The sequence below is a fragment of the Bradyrhizobium quebecense genome, assembly GCF_013373795.3.
GTDB lineage: Bacteria > Pseudomonadota > Alphaproteobacteria > Rhizobiales > Xanthobacteraceae > Bradyrhizobium > Bradyrhizobium quebecense.
In genome coordinates this window covers 7,935,915-7,958,052 of record NZ_CP088022.1, presented here as the reverse complement: position 1 = coordinate 7,958,052, position 22,138 = coordinate 7,935,915, and the positions used below count along the sequence as shown (strand labels likewise).

Here is a 22,138-nt window from a genome sequence, read left to right as displayed (position 1 = left end):
CATTTCGCTGGGTATGCTACAGGCCATGGACTTACTCTCCCTTGATCGAACTCTTCACGCTTCCCGCTTGACGCACCGAAACAACACGAGACAGTCGTTCGCAGTTCGGCGGTGTCGATAGACCCATTGCTCGTTGTTCCTTTCCCTACTGCGAGACAACAGGACTAACGCTCGCTATAGGCGCGAGGGCGTTTCGTAGCGGTGCACTTGAGATCTGCATTATTCCGGCAAACGGCTGGCCTAACTCAAGGATCAGGTAGATTGCTCCTGCGGCCGAAACCCCAAATATGAATAAGGACCCGACCACGATGGCGTTGGGTCGCGCGAACAGGCTGAAGCTCGCAAAGATGATGGTGAGCCAGAAAATCAACACCACCAGGAATGGCATCGGAATCGAATTGTCCGTCTGCGTGAACAGCAGCAAGCGCGTTTGCGCGATATCTGTGCTGGTCTGTATTGCCCGTGCTTGCAGGGAGCGCTGTGATTCGTTCTGCGGCGAAAGCTCCTGAAGCTTCGTGTAGACTGCGTCATTTGCAGCGCTCGCTTCGAACGGGGCTGTCTTGGCGACTTCAGAACCGTTCTCACGCCACATTCGGTCGGCCAGGACCACGACGCCCCGCCGCATCAGATTGCGCACCACACCTGTTTCCGGCCCATACTGCGCCAGAAAATGGTCGAGCAGAACGATATTGGCTGTCATCTGTTTGATTTCAGTGCTCTGCAGATCGTAAGAACTCTTCGCCGAGCCGATCAGCAGGCCGAGGACAAGTGCGGCTATCGTTCCGATGAGACCGGTGCCCAGTCTCACCACATCCTTGGCATCCGAGCTCAGATGACGCTCGGGCAAGATGTTGCGGAGGATTATGCCAAGAAGGACACCGCCTGCGATGCATACAAGCGCGATGCAGGACAGCGCGATTGCACTCATGATTTCACCACGGTCGGATTACAAGAAGCCTTCAGGCTGTCAGGCATCGGTTGACTCCGCGGATTGCCCAGACGACCACGGATCGTCCGTCGCGTCGCATGGGCCCAGGATGCTGCGCTTATCGGGTGGCATCCTTTTGCGCTGGATTGTCAATACGCGCTGCGGCGGACGGCGGCTCCGCGCGGGGCCACAACAACAGCGCGAGCAGGCCGAACTGCGGGTGCTGCGACGACGGCTGCCCCACCGGCGGCGACGCAGCCGGCGCGAACAACGCCGCGAGCACATACCGCGGCGCTCGCGTCCATGGTGCTCAAGACGACAAAGCTTCCCGCCAGCAGCGTAGGAATAATCAGGCGTTTCATGACTGCTCTCCTTCGGTTGTGAGTGGACGGTTGGTCGAACGCTTCCGCATATTCAGCGGCTTCACGTGGGTCGCTTAGGCCACCGAAGCAATTATCGGTCTCTTCGCCAGCACAGTCCGTCGATCGTGGATCAGGCCCTCCAGCCGATGGGCCACCACATTCAACGTAGCGGCATCGACCGCGTTCTCGTCCCCTGCAGCGGATCTGGCGCGTTCCTTCCCGAGAATGTCGTCGATTTCTTCCTCGATTCCCGATAGTTCCGCTTCTGTAAGAACCTTCCTGATCCTGCGCCCCAGCGCGTAGAGAGAATCCAGTGGGCCTTCGCTCTTCTGGCTGCCGAGCCCAAGAAATTTCCAGGCCGCTGCAAGCAACGTGGCCGCACCGCCCAGCACCATCGGCGTCAGGTAGATCCAGTTGCCGTACTCATCCATGAAGCTTTGCTGGGTGCTGTTGTAGACGGCCGCAGCCCCGCGGTGCAGCGGAAGGTAGGCGTCCTGATCGGTGCTGGGCGCGGTGATCTGCGCGAAAATGGGTTCTTCGTGCATGAGGTCCCTGCGGACGCTCATGATCGTCTGCGTCAGCGTTGCGATCAGATCCGAACCAAGCGCCTTGCCGGCGACCAGGTACAGATTGGTCCTCAACGTGGTCACGTCGTCGTCGGGGACCGGCGGAGCTCCACGCAGCGTGCCCTTTGGAATGTCGAAGCTTTCATACGCGCGGTCGGACTCGGCGATGGCGCCCGCGGACTCGATCGGGATCAGTGTCGGCAATGCCTTGGGACCCTGCTGAAAGATGTCCCGCACTAGCGACAGATATTTTCCGGCCAGAGGGATCACGATCAGCAGCGCGCTTACCTCCTTGGATTGAATGGCACGGCGGGCATCAGGTAGCGCGATGTCCTTGAACACCTTCGCCCGTTCGAGCCCGTATTCCTTGCTCAGCACGTCCACGATCTTGGCGTTCGCTTCCCCTCCGAGCACGCCAACGCGGTGGCCTTTCAGTTTTTCCATGCTGTCGATGGCCGAACCCGGCGGGGCGACGACGAGTGCGGCCACGTGGCTCATGACGACCACGGCCTGCGCCTTTGACAGGTCGCCGACGTCGCCGCGTACCACCGCCAGATCCACCTTGCTCTCCGAAAAGGCCTTGGCGGCTCCGACAGCCGTGCCACTGTCCACGACGTTCAGCCGCACCGGCGCGCTGGTCGAAGCGAGGCGGCTGGCGATGGCCGACATCGCCTTCGCGGCCTCGCCGTCGATCGAGCCCACCGCCACGCTCAGCGTCACCGGACGGGTATAGTAGCGGTAAGCTTCGAGGCTCGCGCCGGCCGCAAGACCGACAACGCCAACGAGCAGGACAAAACGGATCCAGATTGGCAGTTTTGCCGATTTCATCGTCTTGCTCCAATTGGACGGCCCGTGACCAGACGATCTAGGCCCGATAAGAGGTGGTCGCCGATCAGTTCTTGGGAAGCTTTCGCTGCAACTGCTGGTCCTCAATGCATGTCAGCAAATCAACGTAGCTTGGCGGGGTCACGTCAGCGTCAGCCTTATTGCCAATTGCTTCGCTAGTGCACGTGACGCGGTCAGCGTTCGCAAATCCCAACCATTGGGTCTCCAGCTTGTCCTTTGCATGTTGTTCGTCGTCCATGCATCGCTTCATCGTTGCGTCCATGCCGGCCTTGGGATCGAACGCCGAAGCGCTGTCGACCTTGCAGCCTCGAGCAATATCGAATTTGGGAGGCTGGTCAGCCACGGCGATGCCCAGTTGCGACGTAAGAGCGATCATCGAAAACTGCACAAGCACTAGGTTTCTCCTCGCTAAACTCTCAGCACGGTGCGCGGCGGCTTACCTAAGGCAAAGACTCGCAATACCGCCGACGACGGCCAAAGCGGCACCCAACCGTTGTTTTCGTACCGGTCATTCGCTGGTCCTTTCAATCACTGCGTGCCTGAGGTGAAGCCGCGGCACAGCGCCAAAACGTCTATACCCTCCGTCCGCTCGACCGTGTCGAGGCGCACAACGGGTGCCTCGTGGCAGAGTTCGATTGCCGAAACGATCGCATTCAGCTTGGCGTCGTCGAGATTGTGCTCGAACTGCGCGCGCGACTCCCATTCTTCGATCAACAACAAGATCCCGCCTCTAGCGAGATCCGAATAAAGGCGGGCATCCAGACAGCCAGGCGCGACCCTCGTCGGTCCAAGCATGGCGCCGAGCGCCCGCAGCAGATCCGTTCGCCTTTCGTCCGGAGCCACGATTTGCAGCGAGAACACGATCACGCTCATGTCTTTCTGGGCCGGTCTGCAAGAACGGTTCTCTTCCCACACCGCAAGAAGCGGGCCAACGCGTGGTATGCTGCGCGTCAAATGGAAAGATGAGTAGGTGCAGTGGGGTACCTAAGCTGCGCTGCGGATCCGACGCAACCGACGTGCTCCAGCTCTCCGAGATTTCGGAGAATCTCCGAAACTTCGGAGGTCAACGCCTCGGTGCGAGCCCGAGTCTTTTGATGCGGGATTCGAGCGTCGTTGGCTTCATCTTGAGAAGCGCGGCGGCGCCATTTGCGCCGCGAATCCGCCAGTTGCACTGCTCGACCGCCTGCCGGATGATCGTAAGCTCGGCCTCGTCGAGCGAGCCGGCCGTTATCTTTACGGCAACCGGTCTCAGCGTCGCGTTGCTGAGCTTGATGTACAGCTTGGGACCGTGAGAAAGAATCATCGCACGCTCGATGACGTTTCGCAGTTCGCGGATATTGCCCGGCCAGTGATAGTCCCGGAGCGCGCTCATCGACTCTTCCGCGATTTCCTCGATCGGTTTGCCCATCGAGTTGCCGAACTCCTTCACGAACGTCCACGTTAGAAACGGGATGTCATCCCGCCGCTCGCGCAACGGAGGCACCTCGATGGGAAATACGTTGAGCCGGTAGAACAGATCCTCCCGGAATTTTCCTTCCTTCACGGCCTGTTCGAGAGACCGGTTGGTCGCTGCGATTACACGCGCGTCGACCTTAATGGTTTTGCTGCCACCGAGTCGTTCGAACTCGCCCTCCTGCAGCACGCGGAGCAGTTTTGGCTGCAGCTCCAGCGGTAGCTCGCCGACTTCATCCAGAAAAATCGTCGACCCGTCGGCAATTTCGAAACGACCTGCCTGCCGTGCCAAAGCGCCGGTGAATGCGCCCTTTTCCCGGCCGAACAGTTCCGATTCGATCAGGCTCGCCGGCAGCGCCGCGCAATTGACCTTGACCATCGTGCGCCCCCTTTGGGCGCTTGCATCGTGGATCGCCTGCGCCAGGACTTCCTTTCCGCTTCCGGTCTCGCCGAGAAGCAGTACCGTCGAACTGGTTTGCGCAACCTGTTTGATTTCCTCGACCACCGACAGAAAGCGCGGCGAGCGGCTCGTCAGGCCTTGCGGGAGCATGACCTGCACGGCTTGCTTGAGATAGGAATTCTCCCGCTCAAGGCGGTCTTTCAGGAGCCCGATCTCCACCATAGCGGCCAACAGCTTTTCGTGCTCCCGCTTCCGCGCGATGGCATGCGCGAATACCTCACCGACGAGCTTGACCCGCGCAATCAAATCGTCCGGCCAGTTGCGCGTTTCTCTGAAGGCCGAGAACGCAATGGCTCCGACAACTCGGCCGCCAACACGCAGCGGGATGCTTAGATGTGAGCGGAGACCCGTGCGCTGGACATATTCGGCCTCGCCCACCGCTTCCGGTGGAAGATCTTCGGCCGGATCCTGAATGATAAGTGTCTCTCCGGCGCGAAGCTTGGCGATAAACCACCCAAGCTTGGCGGGAAGCGGACCCGGCGGCGTAGCATCGATCCCCTCTAGGGCGGTCGAAGAGAGGACCGCGAGCGAGCCGTCGTCCTTAAATTCGGCAAAGGTGCTGCGGTCGAATCCGAGAAATTGTTGGAGGGCGCCCTGCGCTATCTGGACTTCCGCTTCGACCCGATCGACGGGCACGTTGGCCATTCGCGCCGAAAGGTCGACGAGCATTCGCTCGAATGCCAACAGCTCTTCGACCGATGGATTGCCGGACGCGGCACTCGGCATTGTCGCCGATCCAGACCGGCCTGTGTCCGTGTTACTCTGCACTGTAGCCATAGGCACTCCCTGCACTTGGCAAGGCTGCAATACGAACTTGAACTTATCGGTGCTGAAGGCGAATAACGGTTATGCGCAATACTGGTAGCGTCAATTAATTTCGCAGAGCCTACTCCAACGCAGTTGCGAAACAATCGAAATCGGCGCGATTGGGTCGGGGATGTCGAACGTGACCCTGCCCGCGAAGCAACTCCCTGTTCGCACCCAAGGCTCCAGAACTGTCATCCCAGATCCCGAGAGTTGAAATCGCAGCCAAAATCGCTCCCGCCCGCGGCCGTGCGCAACCCGCCCTGATGGCGGGGCTGGGGCTGCAGCGCTGGCTCGTATTCCGGCACCGCGCCTTGCGATGGCGTTGACACGCGTTCCTGAAGTGAACGACGCCGTTGTGCGCGGTGATATCTATGTCGGCGGCCTCGCCGGCGAGGAGTGGAGCCGGTTGATGCACGACTTCGGTTGAGAGCGGGCAGCGCGCTGCGTCAGTGCGGCACAACCGCGGTTGGGCTATGTCGGCCGCTTGGTAAGGGCCGCCTCCTCCTCACGCCCAGGAACGCTGACGTGAACTTCATGCCCCAGCCTGATCGCCAGCGACGCGGCGGCCGCCGCCGACTCGAAGGCAGCTTCCTTGGTCGCGTATCCGGCATTGAGATTGCCGTCATGCAGGACGCCCCATTCCTCGCCAGTTGCGATCACCGCGTATTGAGCCAGTCCCATCGTCTCCTCCTTGCGCAAGCAGTACTGTGCGTCGACGCGCCTTCGAGAGAAGCCTCAACATTGGCTTCGGAGCGAGGTTCCTAACTTTCCGCGTTCCCGCGCGATCGGGGCTGGCTCAGTCGCATCCGGATCGCCTTCCGGTCAACCGTACGGAGATAATGACGCCCCATGCGCGATCGCATTTGCGTGATCATCAGCAATGTTCGAAGGTATATTATTGCAGCCTAATAGTTTGTATCCTATCTAATTTGCATGCCTCCTTCGCAATCCCATATCCACGCCGAGATCGGCCGCCTGATCGCCAGGCTTGGGCGGATCTGGCGGCGCGAGTCGGATCAGGCACTGTCCGATCACGGCCTGTCCTACGCGACGGCGATTCCGCTGCTGGTGCTGTCGCGGCAGGGCGAGAACGTCCGCCAGGGCGTGCTGGCCGACGAACTTGGGATCGAGGGGCCTTCACTGGTGCGGCTGATCGATCTGCTGCAGTCCGAAGGCCTGGTCGAGCGTCGCGAGGATCCGACCGATCGGCGCGCCAAGACGCTGCATCTCACCGCCGCCGGCGAAGCCAAGGTCGAGGAGACCAACCGGGTGCTGCGCCGCGTGCGGGCCAGCCTGCTGAAGGATATCGGCAGCGAGGACCTTACGGTAACCTTCGAGACGCTGCAGCGCATCGAGGCGCGGGCGAGCCGCCTGCAAGACGCCAAGAGCGCCGCAGCCAAGACTGCTCTAGCCAAGACCGCTGCAGAGGCGAATTAGTCATGCGCGCGGAAGAGCCGTTCCTGGTCCGCCACGCGGACCTCATCTTCGCGTTGAAGACATTCGCCGCGTCGATGCTGGCGCTTGTCATCGCATTGGCGATCGATCTGCCGCGGCCCTATTGGGCGATGGCGACGGTCTATATCACGTCACAGCCGCTGGCCGGCGCGACCAGCTCGAAGGCGTTCTTCCGCGTGATCGGCACCCTGGCCGGTGCGAGCATGACGGTCGCCCTGGTGCCGAACCTGATCAATGCGCCGGAGCTGCTGTGCCTCGCAATCGCGCTCTGGGTCGGACTGTGTCTTTATCTGTCGCTGCTCGACGGCACGCCGCGAAGCTATGTCTTCATGCTGGGCGGATATACCGTCGCGCTGATCGGCTTTCCGTCGGTCGCCGACCCGGGCAGCATCTTCGATGTCGCGCTGGCGCGGGTCGAGGAGATCTCGCTCGGCATCATCTGTGCCAGTCTAGTGTCGACCGTAGTGTTTCCGCGCAGCGTCGCGCCGGCGGTCGGCGGCCGTGTCAGGAGCTGGCTGTCGGATGCCCGCCGTCTGTCGCGCGACGTGCTGCTTGATCACGGGACCAGCGAGACCCGCAGGGCCCAACGCCTCCGCCTTGCGACCGACATCGTCGAGATCGATACGCTGGCGACCCATGTCGCCTATGACCGGCTGGCCGATGCCGGTACCGCGAGTGGCCTCGGCGAGGTCCGGCTGCGCATGCTGATGCTGTTGCCGATCATCGCGTCGATCGAAGACCGGCTCGCCGCACTCGGCGAAGCGGCGCTGCAAAGGCAGCCGGAGCTGCGGCGCCTGATCGGCGATCTCGCCGCATGGATCGTGGACGAGGATCGCCAGCGGCAATCCGGCAACGAGATCCGCGCTGCGATCGCCGAGCGGCAATGTGCCCTCGACGGCCTCGCGCCGCGCGAGCGCATCATCACGATCAGCCTGCTGCTCCGGCTCCGCGAGCTTGTCGACATCTCGGCCGACTGCCGCGCAATCGGCGATGCGATTGCCGCGAACCAGGATATCTCTACCGTCCCGCTGGCGTTCCACCCGGAGTCGGGGGCCGCGCCGGTTCGTCATCGCGACCACGGCATGGCGCTGTGGTCGGCCGCGGGGGCGGCAGTGGCCATCCTGATCTGCTGCGGACTGTGGATTGCGACCGGTTGGGCCGACGGCGCATCGGCGCCCATGATGGCGGCAGTCGCCTGCTCCTTCTTCGCCGCGCAAGACGAGCCGGCGCGCAGCATCCGGGCCTTCGGCCTGTTTTCGCTGGTCGCGATCGTCGTCGTCGCGATCTATCAGTTCGCGCTGGTGCCGGGCATCTCCCATGTCGAGGTTCTGATCGCCGCGCTGGCGCCGACCTTCCTGCTGTACGGCTTCCTGATCGCACGGCCCAAAACCGCGCCGATCGGCATGGCGCTCGCCGCCAACACCGCGACGCTGCTGGCGCTGCAATCGACCTACAGCGCGGATTTTGCCAGTTTTGCCAACACGTCGGTCGCCTTCTTCCTCGGCGTCGTCATCGCCGAGATCGTGACGCGAGTCGCGCGCGGCGTCGGCGCCGAATGGATCGCCAAACGGCTGATGACGTCGGGCTGGCAGACGCTCGCGGTCGCGGCGGAGCGGCGCGGCCACGGCGATCGCGCGCAATTTTCCGGCCTGATGCTGCATCGGCTCGGCCTGTTGGTGCAGCGCATCGCCTTCATCTCCGAGAGCGACCGCCGCGATGCCGACAGCCTGGTCCAGCTGCGCATCGGGCTCAACATCATCGACCTCAGGCGGGCCCGTTACGGCCTCGCCGCATCGACCGTGCGTGCCATCGACGACATGCTGGACGACCTCGCGGCGGTGTTTCGCGCCCATGCGGACGAGGCAATGCCGGCCGAATTGCTGTCATGCATCGATGCGGCGCTGACCGCGGTCGTCAAGGATCCCAATGAGCGCGCGCGTGACGATGCATTGCTCGGCCTCGTCGGCATCCGCCGCGGCCTGTTTCCCGATGCACCTGCGTATCGATCGCAGCCCGAGGAGAGTTTTGCTGCATGAGATATGAGCTCGACATCTACGGTGTCCTGGTTCCGGCGCTGCTGCTGTGGCTGATCGTTGCCTATGCGCTGAGCGCCGGGATCAGCCGGATCATGCAGCGCTTCGGGCTCTACCGGCTGGCCTGGCATCGCGCGCTGTTCAATTTCGCCCTGTACGTATGCCTGCTGGGCATCGTCGTCTATCTTTCGGAGTTTCTGCCATGAAAGGGAATTTCGCGTGGCTCGGCCGGGTTGCACTGACCGCGATCGCGCTTGTCGCCGCGCTCGCCGTCGGCCGCGCGCTCTGGGTCTACTACATGGAGTCGCCATGGACTCGCGACGGCAGGGTCCGCGCCGATGTGGTTCAGGTTGCTCCCGACGTATCCGGCTTCGTCACCGACGTGCTGGTCAAGGACAATCAGCAAGTGCATCGCGGCGATATCCTGTTCCGGATCGATCGCGCACGCTTTGCCCTGGCATTGCAGCAGGCCGACGCTGCGGTCGCCGGCCATCGCGCGACGCTGGATCAGGCCGACGCCGACCTCAAGCGCTACAGCGCGCTGACCACCGATGCGGTGTCGCAGCAGAAGCAGGAGCAGGTCCTGGCCACCCAGCTTCAGGCCAAGGCCGCCTATGACCAGTCGGTCGCCGATCGCGCTGTGGCGCAGCTCAATCTCGATCGCAGCGAGGTCCACGCGTCGGTGAACGGCACCATTACCAATATGGACCTGCGGCCCGGAGCCTACGTCACCGCGGGCAAGGGCGTGATGGCGCTGGTCGACATCGATACGCTGCATGTCGAGGGCTATTTCGAGGAGACCAAGCTCGCTCGCATACGCGTCGGCGACAAGGCAGAGGTCCGGCTGATGGGCGAGCCGGTTCGGCTCACCGGACATGTCGAGAGTATCGCGGCCGGCATCGCGGACCGCGATCGCACGGACGGCGCGAACCTGCTCGCAAACGTCAATCCGACCTTCAGCTGGGTCCGGCTCGCCCAACGCGTCCCGGTACGCATCGCACTGGATCATCTGCCGGATCGCATCGCACTGGTCGCCGGCCGTTCGGCGACGGTCGAGATCATCGACTAGAGCAGATTCTGATCAGACACGGTCATAACCGGCTGCGGCGAAGAAGTTCAGGCACTTTTGGGCGGTGAAGGCGGTCAGGGCGGTGGCAATAGCGTTGTCCAAAGCCTCGATTGATCTGGCGGCGGCCTTTCGAAGTGCGGCTTTGAGCTTGGCGAAGGCCATTTCGATCGGATTGAGGTCGGGCGAATAAGGCGGCAAATAGAGGAGCTGGGCGCCCACGGCATCGATTGCGATGCCGACCTCGGCGCGCTTGTGTGCTGCGAGATTGTCCATCACCACGATGTCGCCGGGCCTGAGTGTCGGCACGAGGACTTGCGTCACGTAAGCCTCGAACGCCAGACCATCCATGGGACCGTCAAGGACCATCGGCGCAGTCATGCCGGTCGCTCTGAGCGCGCCGACGAAGGTCGTCGTCTTCCAATGACCATGCGGGAGCGCTGCGACACAGCGCTGGCCGTACGGCGAGCGGCCATAGCGCCGCGCCATCTTGGTCGAGGCTCCCGTCTCGTCGATAAACACCAACCGATGGATGCCGATCTCAGGCTGAGATGCCTTCCACGCCGCGCGTTCAGCGGCCACGTCCGGCCGATCCTGCTCGCTGGCGTGCGATGTTTTTTTTGAACGTGATGTTGCGGCGATCGAAGAATCGCCAGACCACGCTCGGCACGAAACGCTCGCCGTGGACTTTGAGGAGATGGTCAGCGATCTCGGCCAGCGTCATGTCAGGCGTAGCCTTGACCAGGGAGAGGATCTCCGCAGCATGACCCTCGATCCGAGCTGAACGTCTGTCTCCGCCCTGCGCTCCCGCCTCACAAGCGCCGGTGCTGCGCCATTCGTTGACCAGTTCGATCGCTGTCGATGGCGCTACGCCGAACCGGCCGGCGGCGCCCCGACAGCTCATGCCTTCCTCTTCCACAGCCCGAATAATGCGAAGGCGAAGGTCCGGCGAGAGCGGCTTAGCCATGGGGGCTGGCCTCCATCACCAGCCCTCAGGGTGAATCACGATTTGCCTCACAAGGGAATCTGGAGGGTTCTGTGAGGTCGCGCTCACGCGAGGGCGCGGCAGGCGCTTATGACGCGACCTCATTGAAGCCGGATTGAACGAAGGCGCGGGAGGCTATTCGCGGTTTTGCAGCTATGGGGATTGTTCGAGATCGCCATGCCCGATCTGCTGGCTCGGCGCGTGAGGCAGAGACACAGGAGTGCGCATCCTGGAAGAGTTGAGATCAGACGCGCTTCGCCTGAGATCGCGATAGGCCTTTTGCTGCATCGGACGGTTGTTGTCGCGCAGTGTGACAGCACGGATTCGACATCGTCCGCGATGATCGAGACGCTGGGAGCGAAATGACGAATGATGATCGTCGTGCACGACATGACTTGGCTCACGATGTGTCGCATCGGAACGGTGATGTTCGAGGGCTGGGGCGTCTGAAGCTATGTCGAAAGCGCTCAATGATGCGCATGACGCCACCACAATCGGGACAGGCAGGAACCTCGGCCCGGGTTTGAGCCTCCGAATCCACAGGCGACGGCTGGCCATCGTTTGGGGCTGTTCGCTCATGATCGAGAAGTTCGCGGCAAAGGGCGAGCTTGGCAGCGCGATGGCGGTTGGCCATGAAGCCGAAGTGGCGGATGCGGTGGAAGCCGTCAGGCAGCGTATGAAGCAGGAAACGGCGAATGAACTCATCGGGCTTGAGATTCATGATCTTTGTCGCGCTGTTTTGGCGATAGTCCTTCCATGAGAAGGCGACATGATCGTCGTCGAGTGCGACGAGCCGGCTGTTGGCGATCGCGACGCGATGGGTGTAGCGGCCGAGATAGGCCAGGACCTGTGCGGGTCCGCCGAAGGGCCGCTTGGCGTAAACAACCCAGTTGATGCGTCGCATGGCGTCGAGGTGGGCCGCAAAGGCAGCCGGCTCGGCCAGAGCTCCGAGATCGCCGAAGAAACGCAAGGCACCGGAGTTGAAGGCTGCCGACAGACGTTTGAGAAAAAGTGTGCGAAATAGTCTGGACAACGGTTTGACGGCCAGGAAGAAGTTCGGTCGGCAAGCGGTCCAGCGCGCGCCATCGGGCGAGAGGCCGCCACCCGGAACGACGCAATGGACGTGGGGATGATGCATCAGCGTCTGTCCCCAGGTGTGGAGGACGGCGACGCCGCCGATCGCACCGCCGAGCCGGCGTGGATTGGCGGCGAGCGTCGTCATCGCCTCGGCGGCAGCCTTGAACAGGATGGCATAGACGACGGCCTTGTTCTGGAAAGCGATCGCGGCGATCGGTGCGGGAAGTGTAAAGACGACGTGGAAATAGGGAACCGGAAGCAGGTCGGCTTGACGCGCGGCGAGCCACGCGGCTCGGGCTCTCCCCTGACACTTCGGACAGTGCCGATTGCGGCAGGAATTATAGGCAACGCGTGTCGTGCCGCAGTCGTCGCAAGCCTGCATGTGGCCGCCGAGCGCCTCGGTCCGGCACGCAACGATCGCGCTCATCACGCGCCGCTCGACCCGCCCCAGATGACCGGCATGTACACGGCGATAGGCGTCGCCATGCCGGCACAGAATATCGGCAATCTCGATGGCGGGCCTGTTGGAGCGGATGTCGGAGCGGGTCATGACCCGCATCCCGCTGCGGGTCATCCAGGTGGCGTCACCTCCAGCGACAGGCGATCGAGCGGGCTCTGCGTCGCTCGGATCGTATCGGTGGCGACCTGCGTGTAGCGCGCTGTCGACGACAAATTATTGTGCCCGAGCAAGACCTGGATGATCCGGATATCGGTTCCGTTCTCGAGAAGATGTGTCGCGAAGCTGTGGCGCAGCGTGTGCAGCGTGACGCTGCTTGGTCAGGCCCGCAGCCTTCACCGCCGACCGGCAGGCGGCATGCAGCACGGTCTGATCGATCGGATGATCTTCGTCACGACCAGGGAACAGATAAAGCCGCGGCCGGGCGAGCCGCCAGTAGGTGCGCAGGATGCCCAGCAGCTGGGGCGACAGCATCACGTTGCGATCCTTCGCGCCCTTGCCGTGGCGCACCTGGATGACGCCGCGGGCGCTGTCGATGTCTTCGATCCGCAGTCCCGCAACCTCCGAGGCCCTGAGCCCGGCCGCATAGGCGGTGGTGAGCGCGGCGCGGCTCTTCAGGCTCGATACCGCTTCAAGAAACTGAACCACTTCGTCGGCGCTGAGAACGACCGGCAGCTTGCGCGGTTCTCGCGCATAGGGAATGCGCTCTGGGATGAGCGCCTCGCCGAGCGTGACGCCGTAGAAAAACCGTAGCGCACAGACGATCTGGTTCAGCGCCGGCCATGAGATGCCGGTCGAGACCAAATGCACCTGGAAGGCGCGGACGTCTTCCAGCTCTAACCGGTCAGGCGATCGGCCAAAATAGCGGCTGAACTTCGAAACCGCGCTGATGTAGGATCTTTGCGTCGCCGGCGACAGATTGCGGACGGTCATGTCTTCGATCATGCGGCGGCGAAGAGGGCTCAAATCGGCCATCTCGATACTCCTGTCTGAGGGGGTGGGCTCCAACACCCACATCCTCTCAGCCAGGAGGCGATCTATGCCACCTTGCCCCCTACGCCGCGGCAGCGGCTTAGTTCAATCCCTTCCGATTCCGCCAGGTCAGAAAATGCTCTAGCGACGGCATCAAGCCGGCCACCGTCCTTGCGGTGGCCCGCGTCGGCCATGCGTGTCTAGAGCGCGATGACTTTTCTTCGAGTCATCATCCCGCTCTAGCTCTTTGTTTTCAGCATGATCTTTTCGGAAAACCGCTCCACACTTTTCCGGATCATGCTCTATTGCACGCCGTAACGTGTGAAGTCGTCGCCGATGCTGCCCTGAAGCGCTTTGGCGGCCGCCATGTCGGTGTTGCCGCCAGCCTTGTCGCCCCGTTTCAGCTTGGCCAGCCCGCGGCCGTAGAGCGCGCTGGCCAGTTTCGGATCGATGCGAAGTGCGGAGCTATAGTCGTCGATCGCCGCGCCAAGCTCGCCCGTCTTCAGGTAGATCAGGCCACGCGAATCGTAGGTCGCGGCGTTGGTCGGCCCCGATTGAAGGGCCTTGTTGCAATCCTCCAGCGCCGCTTGCAGCGCGCCGAGGATGGCCCGGCTCCAGCAGCGTCCATTCCACACGCCATCTAGGTTCGGCTCGAGGCGGATCGCCTGATCGTAATCCTGCGCCGCGCGGGCATAGTCATTTTTCCTCAGAAAGACGCGCGCGCGGTTGGCAAAGGCCTCGCCGTAGTTCGGGTTGAGCTTGATGGCCTGATCCAAAGCCTCGGTCGCGCGATCGTAGTCGCGCTTCTTGAAGTAAGCCACGCCGCGGTTGTTGAACGGCTTGGTGTAGGTAGGATTGAGCTCGATCGATCGATCAAAATCCCCGATGGCGCGATCGTAGTCTCCCTTGGCAGCATAGGCGTTGCCGCGGTTGTTGTAGGCGATCGCAAGGCCGGCAGGCGTCATGTCCTGCCCCGCGTCGATCAGGGTCGTGCACGCGTCGATGCGAGCGTCGACGGGCGTATGGGTGAGGCCGCTGCACAATCCGATGTCCCCGAGATAACCGCCCTTCGGCTTTGGGCTTTGCGCGACCGCTGGCGATGCCAGCAACAGCAGGATGAAGACCGCCGTCAGGCCACCACTCGCACCGGTACCTGCACGAGGCTTCATGTCGGGCTCCGGTTTTGACGACGCGCAGTCGCAGATCTCCGCGAGTGACCACTCAAGACCGACGCGTGCTCGCCTAGCATCCTCGACAGATGTGCGGGTTGAACTTTTGATAGATATTTTGCTCGCGTTGCGGCGTCACACGTGTCGCGGGCTTCCTCAGGAGCTTGCTCTTGCCCTCTTCGACGAGCGTCGCGAACCTGACCGTACCATCGTCGGAGATCTCGATGCGCGGCGTGGTGCCTCGAATTCCCATCGTCGCGGCGGGAGTGTCGATCTTCATGTCGCCGGTCTTCGCGATATTGCCGGCAACGAAGGTGAACGTGCCATTGGCCAATTTGAACAAGGTCGAATTCGACTTGCCGTTGGGGTCGTACACAAACTCAGTCATCGTCATCTTGGCGTTGCTCGACAGATTGAACGAGGTGCCGTCAGTGAAGTTGATCGCGACCCGTCCATCGGCTCCGGTCTGCACCACGTCGCCCATATAGACGGAGTCGCCGACCTTCGCCCGGGGCAATTGATCAGACAGCGCGGCCTGAACGACAACCGCGCTCGGATGTTCGATCGTGACCGCACCGGTGGCTGCCACGACCTTCCCGATGAAGTTCGCTGTGGAGTTCTGAACCGCGGGTTGGGCCGGCTCGGTCTGCGCTTGCACCGGGCCAGACGTCAATGTGACGAGCGTGAAAACGATGCCAGCGAGAAATTGAACAATGAAACGGATACGCACGATCCCCTCCCTTTCGAGAAGACCTTGTCGTGTCGCGGCGCGATGGAGACGTGGACCGCCGGGCCGAGACCGCAGGACCTTGAGTGCCAAACGAGTTGCTGCAAACAGGCCTAAGGGCCTGACGCAGCTCGAATAAAAATTAATATGTGGACAATCTACTCGGTAAATATACACTAAATTTAGTGGGGCTGCACTCGCGATAATAGACAGCAGTTCTGTCTTTTCCGCGATGGCTCCCCGCCGTACTGGAAGCCTATTTTCACTACCGAATTTAGTTTCAATCAGAACGTTTCGGCGGGCAAGCCTATGGCTGCCGGTGCGGGGACTTTTCCCTTCGCGGCGAGCGCAAGCCAGATCAAGAGAACTGCGGCACCACGCTCCGCTTGAGCCGTTCAGCAGGCGAAAAGCCAATGTTAGTTGCGTCCGGCGTAGCATTCGGGGGCGCGAGCTCGGCCGTTTCAGGCCAGCTGCCTCGAGTGGTAGGCGTTGTTCATACGGCGTTCGGCTGCGGCACCATTGCGCGTGCGCGCGGCATCGCCCTTCAAGCCGTGGCCGGCGATCCCGTTTGCCAGGGAGACGTCATCGAGATCGCAGCCGGCGGGCGGGTCGAAATCCGCCTGATCGATGGCACAGTGCTCAACCTGCCGACCGGCACCCGGCTCGAGCTGGGCGACCTGGCCCGGAATTTGGCCCATGACTCAGCCAGCGCGCCGGGTCTGTTCGCAAAAGCCAGAAGCATCTTCCGCATCATCGGTAGCCGGCTGACAGGGTCAGCCGTCCTCACCGCGGACACGCCTGTTGGCCCCGTTCGGGCCAGCGGCCTCGGCATGCTCACATTCGCGGCGCTGACGTTCTCGCTCCTGGAGAACGCGCGGGCTGCGGAGCCGAACGTCACGTTCCTGGATGACGACACCATCAACTACAAGGACCTCCACCACGGTGTGTTCGAGTTGGTGACCAAGGAGGCGATCCCCAGACACATCGTCGTCGACGATCCCGGCGTGACGATCATCTTGAGCCCCAGAGGGTCGTCGGTCGGGGTGAACCAGGTCACGAACAGCCCTGCTCACATGGAGGAGTTGCGGGACGCCCAGCAGCAGACGCTTGGCAACTACGCGAAAGGAATCTGGGCCAAAGGGTCCGGCATGCCCACCCAGGATGGGTCGTCGCTGCTGCAGCCGATCAATTTTTCCGAGCCAGACCCGCCGCTGGTGCCAAATCAGCTCGGGCCGCTACCGCAGACCGTCCTCCCGTTCATCGTGTTCCTCACCCCACCGCCGAGAGCGCCGATACTGAACCTCGGAGCAGCGCCGACTGAAGACGATACCCCTGCGTTTGACAAATTCAATGTGGCAAGCGGCACCTTCTCCGCCATCAGTTTCGACGGCGCGCTGACCTTCGGCGTCAGCGGCGGCGTTGCCGGCAACACGGTGCTGGGTCAGAGGACCTACAACATCTCGAGCGTCGGAGCATTCGGCACGCTCTATCTCAACAGCTCGTCCGGTGCCTATACCTTCGTTCCGAACAATAATGCGATCAACGCCCTGAAGGTCAACGCGATCCAGAGCTTCATCATCACGGTAACCGACGGTTCGCTCTCGACCAGTGAAAGCTTCAACATCACCATTATCGGTGTCGACGACGCTTCCATCATTTCCGGCGTCACAAGCGGCTCGGTCGTCGGCGTGGCGGGCGTCAGCGGAACCTCGCCGGGCCTGTTCATCGCGACCGGCATGCTCACCGACACCGATGTCGACGATCCTGCCAACACCTTCACGGCGGTCGCCACGCCGACGGCGAGCGCGGGCGGCTATGGCTCGTTCACGATCACGACGGCCGGCGCGTGGACCTACACGCTCGACATCGCCAACAGCACCATCCAGGGCCTCAAGGTCGGCGATGTCCTGACCGACAGTTTCACGGTGACCACGATCGGCGGTACCCCCGAGATCATCACGATCACCATCCACGGCCCGCTGATCGGGGCCGGAACGGCGCCGTCGCTGACGCTGAGCGAGACACATCTGACGGCAACGGCGCTGGGCGACAACATCGCCGGCTCGGCGCCGAACGCGGCGTTGACGACGATTTCGGCCGACTTCTCGGCTGCTTTCAACACCGCAAATGGCTTGAGCGGCACGACGGTCAGCTATGAAATGACGATCGCCGGCGGTAACGGCGCCGCTTCTGGCCTGATCGACTCGCATACCGGCCTGGCCGACCTGCTGGTATTGAACGGCACCACCATCGAAGGCCGCGTCGGCGCGATCGACGGTACGCTGGCTTTCACCATCGCGCTCGATCCGGTGACGGGGCGCGTGACTTTCACCGAATACCGCGCGGTAAAGCAGCCGCTCGGCACCAGCCCGGACACCGGAGAAGGCGCGGCACTCGCGACCGGAGCCGTGACCCTGTACGCGATCGTCACCAACGACGCCGGCGAACTTCAGTTCGTGACCCTCGATCTCGGCAGCCGGTTGACCATCACCGACGACGGCCCGAGCATCCGGACGAACCAAACGATTCCGTCGCTGACTTTGAGTGAGACGCATCTGACGCCAACGGCGCTCGATGACAACATCGCCGGCTCCGCACCGGACGCGGCGCTGATGACGACCTCAGCCGATTTCTCGGCGGCGTTCAGCCCGGTTCAAGGCGCGGATGGTGCGACGATCCGCTATGCGTTGGCGATCGCCGGCGGCAACGGCACGGCCTCGGGGCTGACCGACTCGCACACCGGCCTCGCCGACGTGCTGGTTCTGAACGGCAACACCATCGAAGGCCATGTCGGCACGACCGGCGGCACCCTGGCGTTCACCATCACGCTTGATCCCGCCACCGGGCGCGTGACCTTCACCGACTACCGCGCGGTGTCCCAGCCATTCGGTACAGATCCCGACGGCGGCGAGGCCGTGTCGCTGACTGCCGGAATCGTCAGCCTGATAGCAACCATCACCGACAATGACGGCGACTTTCAGAGCGCGCGCCTCGACCTCGGCAGCAGGCTGAGCATCAGCGACGACGGCCCGACGATCAAGACCAACGGAACCGCGCCATCGCTGACGCTGAGTGAATCGCACCTGACCGCAACGCCGCTGGACGATAATATCGCGGGCTCGGCACCGGACCTGACGCTGACGACGACGTCAGCTGATTTTTCGACGGCATTCACCTCGATCCAGGGCGCGGACGGAGCGACAATCCGCTACGCGCTGACGATCACGGGCGGAAACGGCACAGCGTCAGGCTTGATCGACTCGCATACCGGCCTCGCCGACGTGCTGGTTCTGAATGGCAACACCATCGAAGGCCATGTCGGTACGACGACGGGCACCCTGGCGTTCAGCGTCGTGCTCAATCCGGTGACGGGTCAGGTGACCTTCACCGAGTACCGCGCGGTGAAGCAATCAGCCGACGGCAGCGGAGAAGGCGTCACGCTGTGCGCCGGAGTCGTAAACCTGGTTACCACCATCACGGACAAGGACGGCGACTTCCAGAACGCGAGCCTCGATCTTGGCACGCAGCTCACGATCACGGGCGATAGCCCGAGCATCAACACCAATGGCACCACGCCCTCGCTGACGTTGAGCGAGACGCATCTGACCGCAACGGCGTTCGACGATAACATCGCGGGGTCGGCGCCGAACGCGGGGCTGACGACGACGTCGGCCGACTTCTCGACGGCCTTCAGCTCAGTTCAGGGTGCAAACGGCGCGACCATCGGCTACGCGCTGACGATCACCGGCGGCAACGGAACGGCTTCGGGGCTGACCGACTCGCATACCGGCCTCGCCGATATGCTGGTACTGAATGGAAATACCGTCGAAGGGCATGTCGGAGGAACCAGCGGCGCACTGGCGTTCACCATCACGGTCAATCCGGCAACCGGACTCGTGACCTTCACCGAGTATCGGGCGGTGAAACAGCCGCTTGGCACCAGCCCGGACAACGGCGAAGGCATCGCGCTGGGCACCGGGCTCGTGAACCTGGTCGCGACCATCACCGACAATGACGGCAACTTCCAGAGCGCGAGCCTGGATCTCGGCACGCAACTGACGATGACCGACGACGGCCCGAGCATCAGGGCCAACGGCACCACGCCATCGCTGTCACTGAGTGAAACACATCTGACCGCGACGGTGTTCGACGACAACATCGCGGGCTCGGTGCCGAATGCGGCGCAGACGACGACGTCGACCAACTTCTCGACGGCGTTCACCTCGGTTCAAGGCGCGGATGGTGCGACGATCGCCTACGCGCTGGCGATCGCGAGCGGCGACGGCACGGCGTCGGGCCTCATCGACTCGCACACCGGCCTCGCCGACCTGCTGGTTCTCAACGGCAACACGATCGAGGGCCACGTCGGCGCAACCAATGGCACGCTGGCGTTCACCATCACGATTGATCCGGCCACGGGGCTTGTGACCTTCACCGAGTATCGGGCGGTGAAGCAGCCGTTCGGCACCAGCCCGGACGGCGGCGAAGGCGTGGCGCTTGCGGCCGGCATCGTGGGCCTGACTGCAACGATCACGGACAAGGACGGCGACTTCCAGAGCGCGAGCCTCGACCTCGGCACGCAACTGACCATCACAGATGACGGCCCGAGCATCAGGGCAAATGGCGCGACGCCGTCGCTGTCGTTGAGCGAGACTCATCTGACAGCAACAGTGTTCGATGACAATATCGCGGGCTCGGTGCCGAACGCGGCACTGACGACGACATCGACCAACTTCTCGACCGCGTTCACCTCGGTTCAAGGCGCCGACGGCGCGACCATCAACTACGCCCTCACAATCACCGGCGGCAGCGGCACCGCGTCGGGCCTGGTGGATTCGCATACTGGCCTCACCGACCTGCTGGTTCTCAACGGCAACACGATCGAGGGCCATGTCGGCGCGATCAACGGCACTCTGGCATTCACAATTACAATTGATCCGGTGACCGGGCTCGTCACCTTCACCGAGTATCGCGCGGTGAAGCAGCCGCTCGGCAGCAGCCCGGACAGCGGCGAAGGCGTGACGCTGGGCGCTGGGCTCGTGAACCTGGTCGCGACCATCACCGACAAGGACGGCGACTTCCAGAGCACGAGCCTCGACCTCGGCACGCAGCTGACCATTACCGACGATGGCCCGAGCATCACTGCGAATGGCAGGACGCCATCGCTGACGCTGAGCGAGACGCATCTGACCGCGACGACGCTGGACGACAATGTCGCGGGCTCCGCGCCGGATGCGTCGCAGACGATGACATCAGCCGACTTCTCAACGGCCTTCACTTCGGTTCAAGGCGCGGATGGCGCGTCGATCGGCTATGCGCTGACGATTTCCGGCGGCGACGGAACCCTGTCAGGTTTGATCGACTCGCACACCGGTCTCGCCGACGTGCTGGTCCTGAACGGCGACACCATCGAAGGCCATGTCGGCTCGACCACCGGCACGCTGGCGTTTGCTATCGAAGTCGACCCGGCGACCGGGCTCGTGACCTTCACCGAATTCCGCGCGGTAACGCAGCCCCTCGGCAGCAGCCCCGATGCCGGTGAAGGCGTTGCGCTTGCCGCCGGGACTGTCCACTTGGTTGCGACCATCACCGACAAGGACGGCGACTTCCAGAGCGCGAGCCTCGACCTCGGCAAGCAACTGACCATCACGGACGACGGGCCGACAATTGGCGGCTTCCCGGATACCGACATTTCCGGTCAGGACAATCAGATCGTCAACGGTACCTACAATATCAACTTCGGCGCGGATGGTGACGGCGCGATGTTCGTCGGCATCCACAACGGCGCAGTCGGCAGCACGGGATACGATCTGGCCACATCGAGCCTTGGCGGCGGTATCACCTCGGTTCACGTCACAGGAAACGGCGACGACTACACGTTCTACTATTCCACTCACGCGTTGAGCGGAGGTGTCGAGTTGGACGCCTACCTTGCGGATTCAGGCGGCCTGCTGGCCGATCCATATTTTAAGCTGATGATCAATCCCGATGGAACCTATTCCTTTGATCTCGAGAGCGTCGACGTGCTGAAGCAGGTCACCGTGACCGGCTCCACGTTCGGCGCCTCGGGCGGCGGCACGCCGTCGCTGACGGCTCCGGATGGAGAACTCGTGATCACCGGGTCGAGCAGCAGCGGTCAGGCGCTCGACGTCAAGGCATCGAACAACGGCATCGCAGTCGGCGATACCGGGCTGAGCATGGATCCTGCCGAGCAGTTGAACCTCGCATTTTCGCAGGAACAGCCGCAGATCAGCTTCATCTTCACTCAGTGGCAGGGTAACGGCACTGCAAGTGTGATCTTCAAGGTTCTGGACGGCAACGCCGACGTCCATGACTTCAACATCGATGTACCGAAGCCATCGGGCGGCACCACGAACGTCGTCGTGCAGGAAACGACGGACGCTTCGCTGCTGGATACTTTCAAGTTTGACAGCACGACGACGACCTATACGCTATATGTCGGAACGGCCTTCAATAAAGTGCAGGTCGACTACGATCACGCGGCAAGCGGAAACGCCACCTTCACGGTCAATAACATCACCTATAACGAGAAGACGACCATCCCGAGCACCGATCTGCTGTTCGATGTGTCTGCAACCGACAGGGACGGCGATACGGCTGCGACCAGCCTTCAGGTCGATATTCATGGCCTCACGACCGGGGCGGCTACTGCGATGCTCGGCGTGCAGCATGATCTGATCGTGTAGCGGCCCTGAAGCCGTAGTGAAGGTCCTGGCCCGCGTCAGATCTTGACGCGGGCCAGGATTATTTTTCGT

15 protein-coding genes and 1 pseudogene are annotated in these 22,138 nt (G+C 62.5%); 5 read left to right on the top strand and 11 right to left on the bottom strand.

What is annotated here, in order from left to right; genetic code table 11:
• Nucleotides 1–145: 145 nt before the first annotated feature.
• From HU230_RS37960 to HU230_RS37935, 6 genes are all read right to left on the bottom strand, one after another.
• Nucleotides 146–928 carry a bestrophin-like domain gene (locus HU230_RS37960; protein WP_176533830.1) on the bottom strand — a complete coding sequence of 261 codons (783 nt, stop codon included), beginning with the start codon at nucleotides 926–928 and terminating at the stop codon, nucleotides 146–148.
• Nucleotides 929–1,364: 436 nt separating this feature from the next.
• Nucleotides 1,365–2,684: a TAXI family TRAP transporter solute-binding subunit gene (locus HU230_RS37955; RefSeq protein WP_176533831.1), complete on the bottom strand. Its 1,320-nt coding sequence runs from the start codon at nucleotides 2,682–2,684 to the stop codon at nucleotides 1,365–1,367.
• Between the two features lie 64 nt (nucleotides 2,685–2,748).
• A complete protein-coding gene (locus HU230_RS37950) occupies nucleotides 2,749–3,096 on the bottom strand; it encodes a hypothetical protein (protein ID WP_176533832.1) in 348 nt (115 codons plus the stop codon).
• Between the two features lie 134 nt (nucleotides 3,097–3,230).
• Entirely contained in the window at nucleotides 3,231–3,575 is a 345-nt protein-coding gene (locus tag HU230_RS37945; RefSeq protein WP_176533833.1) for a putative quinol monooxygenase, read from the bottom strand.
• Nucleotides 3,576–3,765: 190 nt separating this feature from the next.
• On the bottom strand, nucleotides 3,766–5,340 hold the full coding sequence (locus HU230_RS37940; RefSeq protein WP_176533834.1) for a sigma-54-dependent Fis family transcriptional regulator: 1,575 nt from the start codon (nucleotides 5,338–5,340) through the stop codon (nucleotides 3,766–3,768).
• Nucleotides 5,341–5,892: 552 nt separating this feature from the next.
• Nucleotides 5,893–6,102, bottom strand: a complete 210-nt coding sequence (locus HU230_RS37935) for a hypothetical protein (RefSeq protein WP_176533835.1) — start codon at nucleotides 6,100–6,102, stop codon at nucleotides 5,893–5,895.
• A 252-nt stretch (nucleotides 6,103–6,354) separates the two neighbouring features.
• On the opposite strand from HU230_RS37935, the gene HU230_RS37930 reads away from it, so the two are divergent.
• Genes HU230_RS37930 through HU230_RS37915 form a run of 4 tightly spaced genes read left to right on the top strand, consistent with a single transcriptional unit; the run spans nucleotide 6,355 to nucleotide 9,978 of the window.
• Entirely contained in the window at nucleotides 6,355–6,858 is a 504-nt protein-coding gene (locus HU230_RS37930) for a MarR family winged helix-turn-helix transcriptional regulator (RefSeq protein ID WP_176533836.1), read from the top strand.
• A gap of 2 nt (nucleotides 6,859–6,860) precedes the next feature.
• Nucleotides 6,861–8,912, top strand: a complete 2,052-nt coding sequence (locus tag HU230_RS37925) for an FUSC family protein (protein ID WP_176533837.1) — start codon at nucleotides 6,861–6,863, stop codon at nucleotides 8,910–8,912.
• Nucleotides 8,909–9,115 carry a DUF1656 domain-containing protein gene (locus HU230_RS37920; protein ID WP_176533838.1) on the top strand — a complete coding sequence of 69 codons (207 nt, stop codon included), beginning with the start codon at nucleotides 8,909–8,911 and terminating at the stop codon, nucleotides 9,113–9,115. The genes HU230_RS37925 and HU230_RS37920 overlap by 4 nt, the downstream gene beginning before the upstream one ends.
• Nucleotides 9,112–9,978 carry an efflux RND transporter periplasmic adaptor subunit gene (locus tag HU230_RS37915; RefSeq protein ID WP_176533839.1) on the top strand — a complete coding sequence of 289 codons (867 nt, stop codon included), beginning with the start codon at nucleotides 9,112–9,114 and terminating at the stop codon, nucleotides 9,976–9,978. The genes HU230_RS37920 and HU230_RS37915 overlap by 4 nt, the downstream gene beginning before the upstream one ends.
• A gap of 12 nt (nucleotides 9,979–9,990) precedes the next feature.
• Here HU230_RS37915 and HU230_RS37910 read toward each other — a convergent pair.
• The 5 genes and pseudogenes from HU230_RS37910 to HU230_RS37890 form a co-directional block, all read right to left on the bottom strand.
• A protein-coding gene (locus tag HU230_RS37910) for an IS630 family transposase (RefSeq protein WP_176529724.1) occupies nucleotides 9,991–10,942 on the bottom strand; the annotation gives its coding sequence in 2 pieces (ribosomal slippage) (nucleotides 9,991–10,603 and nucleotides 10,602–10,942; 954 coding nt in all).
• Between the two features lie 418 nt (nucleotides 10,943–11,360).
• Nucleotides 11,361–12,587, bottom strand: a complete 1,227-nt coding sequence (locus HU230_RS37905) for an IS91 family transposase (protein ID WP_176528572.1) — start codon at nucleotides 12,585–12,587, stop codon at nucleotides 11,361–11,363.
• 20 nt (nucleotides 12,588–12,607) lie between these two features.
• Nucleotides 12,608–13,469, bottom strand: a pseudogene (locus HU230_RS37900) (tyrosine-type recombinase/integrase).
• 299 nt (nucleotides 13,470–13,768) lie between these two features.
• Nucleotides 13,769–14,635, bottom strand: coding sequence for a tetratricopeptide repeat protein (locus tag HU230_RS37895; protein ID WP_176533840.1), 867 nt, complete (start codon nucleotides 14,633–14,635; stop codon nucleotides 13,769–13,771).
• Nucleotides 14,636–14,708: 73 nt separating this feature from the next.
• On the bottom strand, nucleotides 14,709–15,365 hold the full coding sequence (locus HU230_RS37890; protein ID WP_224944005.1) for a FecR family protein: 657 nt from the start codon (nucleotides 15,363–15,365) through the stop codon (nucleotides 14,709–14,711).
• Between the two features lie 476 nt (nucleotides 15,366–15,841).
• Between HU230_RS37890 and HU230_RS37885 the strand changes: the two genes are divergently transcribed.
• Entirely contained in the window at nucleotides 15,842–22,069 is a 6,228-nt protein-coding gene (locus HU230_RS37885) for a DUF5801 repeats-in-toxin domain-containing protein (RefSeq protein ID WP_176533842.1), read from the top strand.
• Nucleotides 22,070–22,138: the final 69 nt, after the last annotated feature.

What these genes read in the sequence shown, in the direction of transcription:
- HU230_RS37960 (WP_176533830.1), bottom strand. Translation starts at nt 928, where the DNA reads ATGAGTGCAATCGCGCTGTCCTGCATCGCGCTTGTATGCATCGCAGGC.
- HU230_RS37955 (WP_176533831.1), bottom strand. Translation starts at nt 2,684, where the DNA reads ATGAAATCGGCAAAACTGCCAATCTGGATCCGTTTTGTCCTGCTCGTT.
- HU230_RS37945 (WP_176533833.1), bottom strand. Translation starts at nt 3,575, where the DNA reads ATGAGCGTGATCGTGTTCTCGCTGCAAATCGTGGCTCCGGACGAAAGG.
- HU230_RS37940 (WP_176533834.1), bottom strand. Translation starts at nt 5,340, where the DNA reads ATGCCGAGTGCCGCGTCCGGCAATCCATCGGTCGAAGAGCTGTTGGCA.
- HU230_RS37935 (WP_176533835.1), bottom strand. Translation starts at nt 6,102, where the DNA reads ATGGGACTGGCTCAATACGCGGTGATCGCAACTGGCGAGGAATGGGGC.
- HU230_RS37930 (WP_176533836.1), top strand. Translation starts at nt 6,355, where the DNA reads ATGCCTCCTTCGCAATCCCATATCCACGCCGAGATCGGCCGCCTGATC.
- HU230_RS37925 (WP_176533837.1), top strand. Translation starts at nt 6,861, where the DNA reads ATGCGCGCGGAAGAGCCGTTCCTGGTCCGCCACGCGGACCTCATCTTC.
- HU230_RS37920 (WP_176533838.1), top strand. Translation starts at nt 8,909, where the DNA reads ATGAGATATGAGCTCGACATCTACGGTGTCCTGGTTCCGGCGCTGCTG.
- HU230_RS37915 (WP_176533839.1), top strand. Translation starts at nt 9,112, where the DNA reads ATGAAAGGGAATTTCGCGTGGCTCGGCCGGGTTGCACTGACCGCGATC.
- HU230_RS37905 (WP_176528572.1), bottom strand. Translation starts at nt 12,587, where the DNA reads ATGACCCGCTCCGACATCCGCTCCAACAGGCCCGCCATCGAGATTGCC.
- HU230_RS37895 (WP_176533840.1), bottom strand. Translation starts at nt 14,635, where the DNA reads ATGAAGCCTCGTGCAGGTACCGGTGCGAGTGGTGGCCTGACGGCGGTC.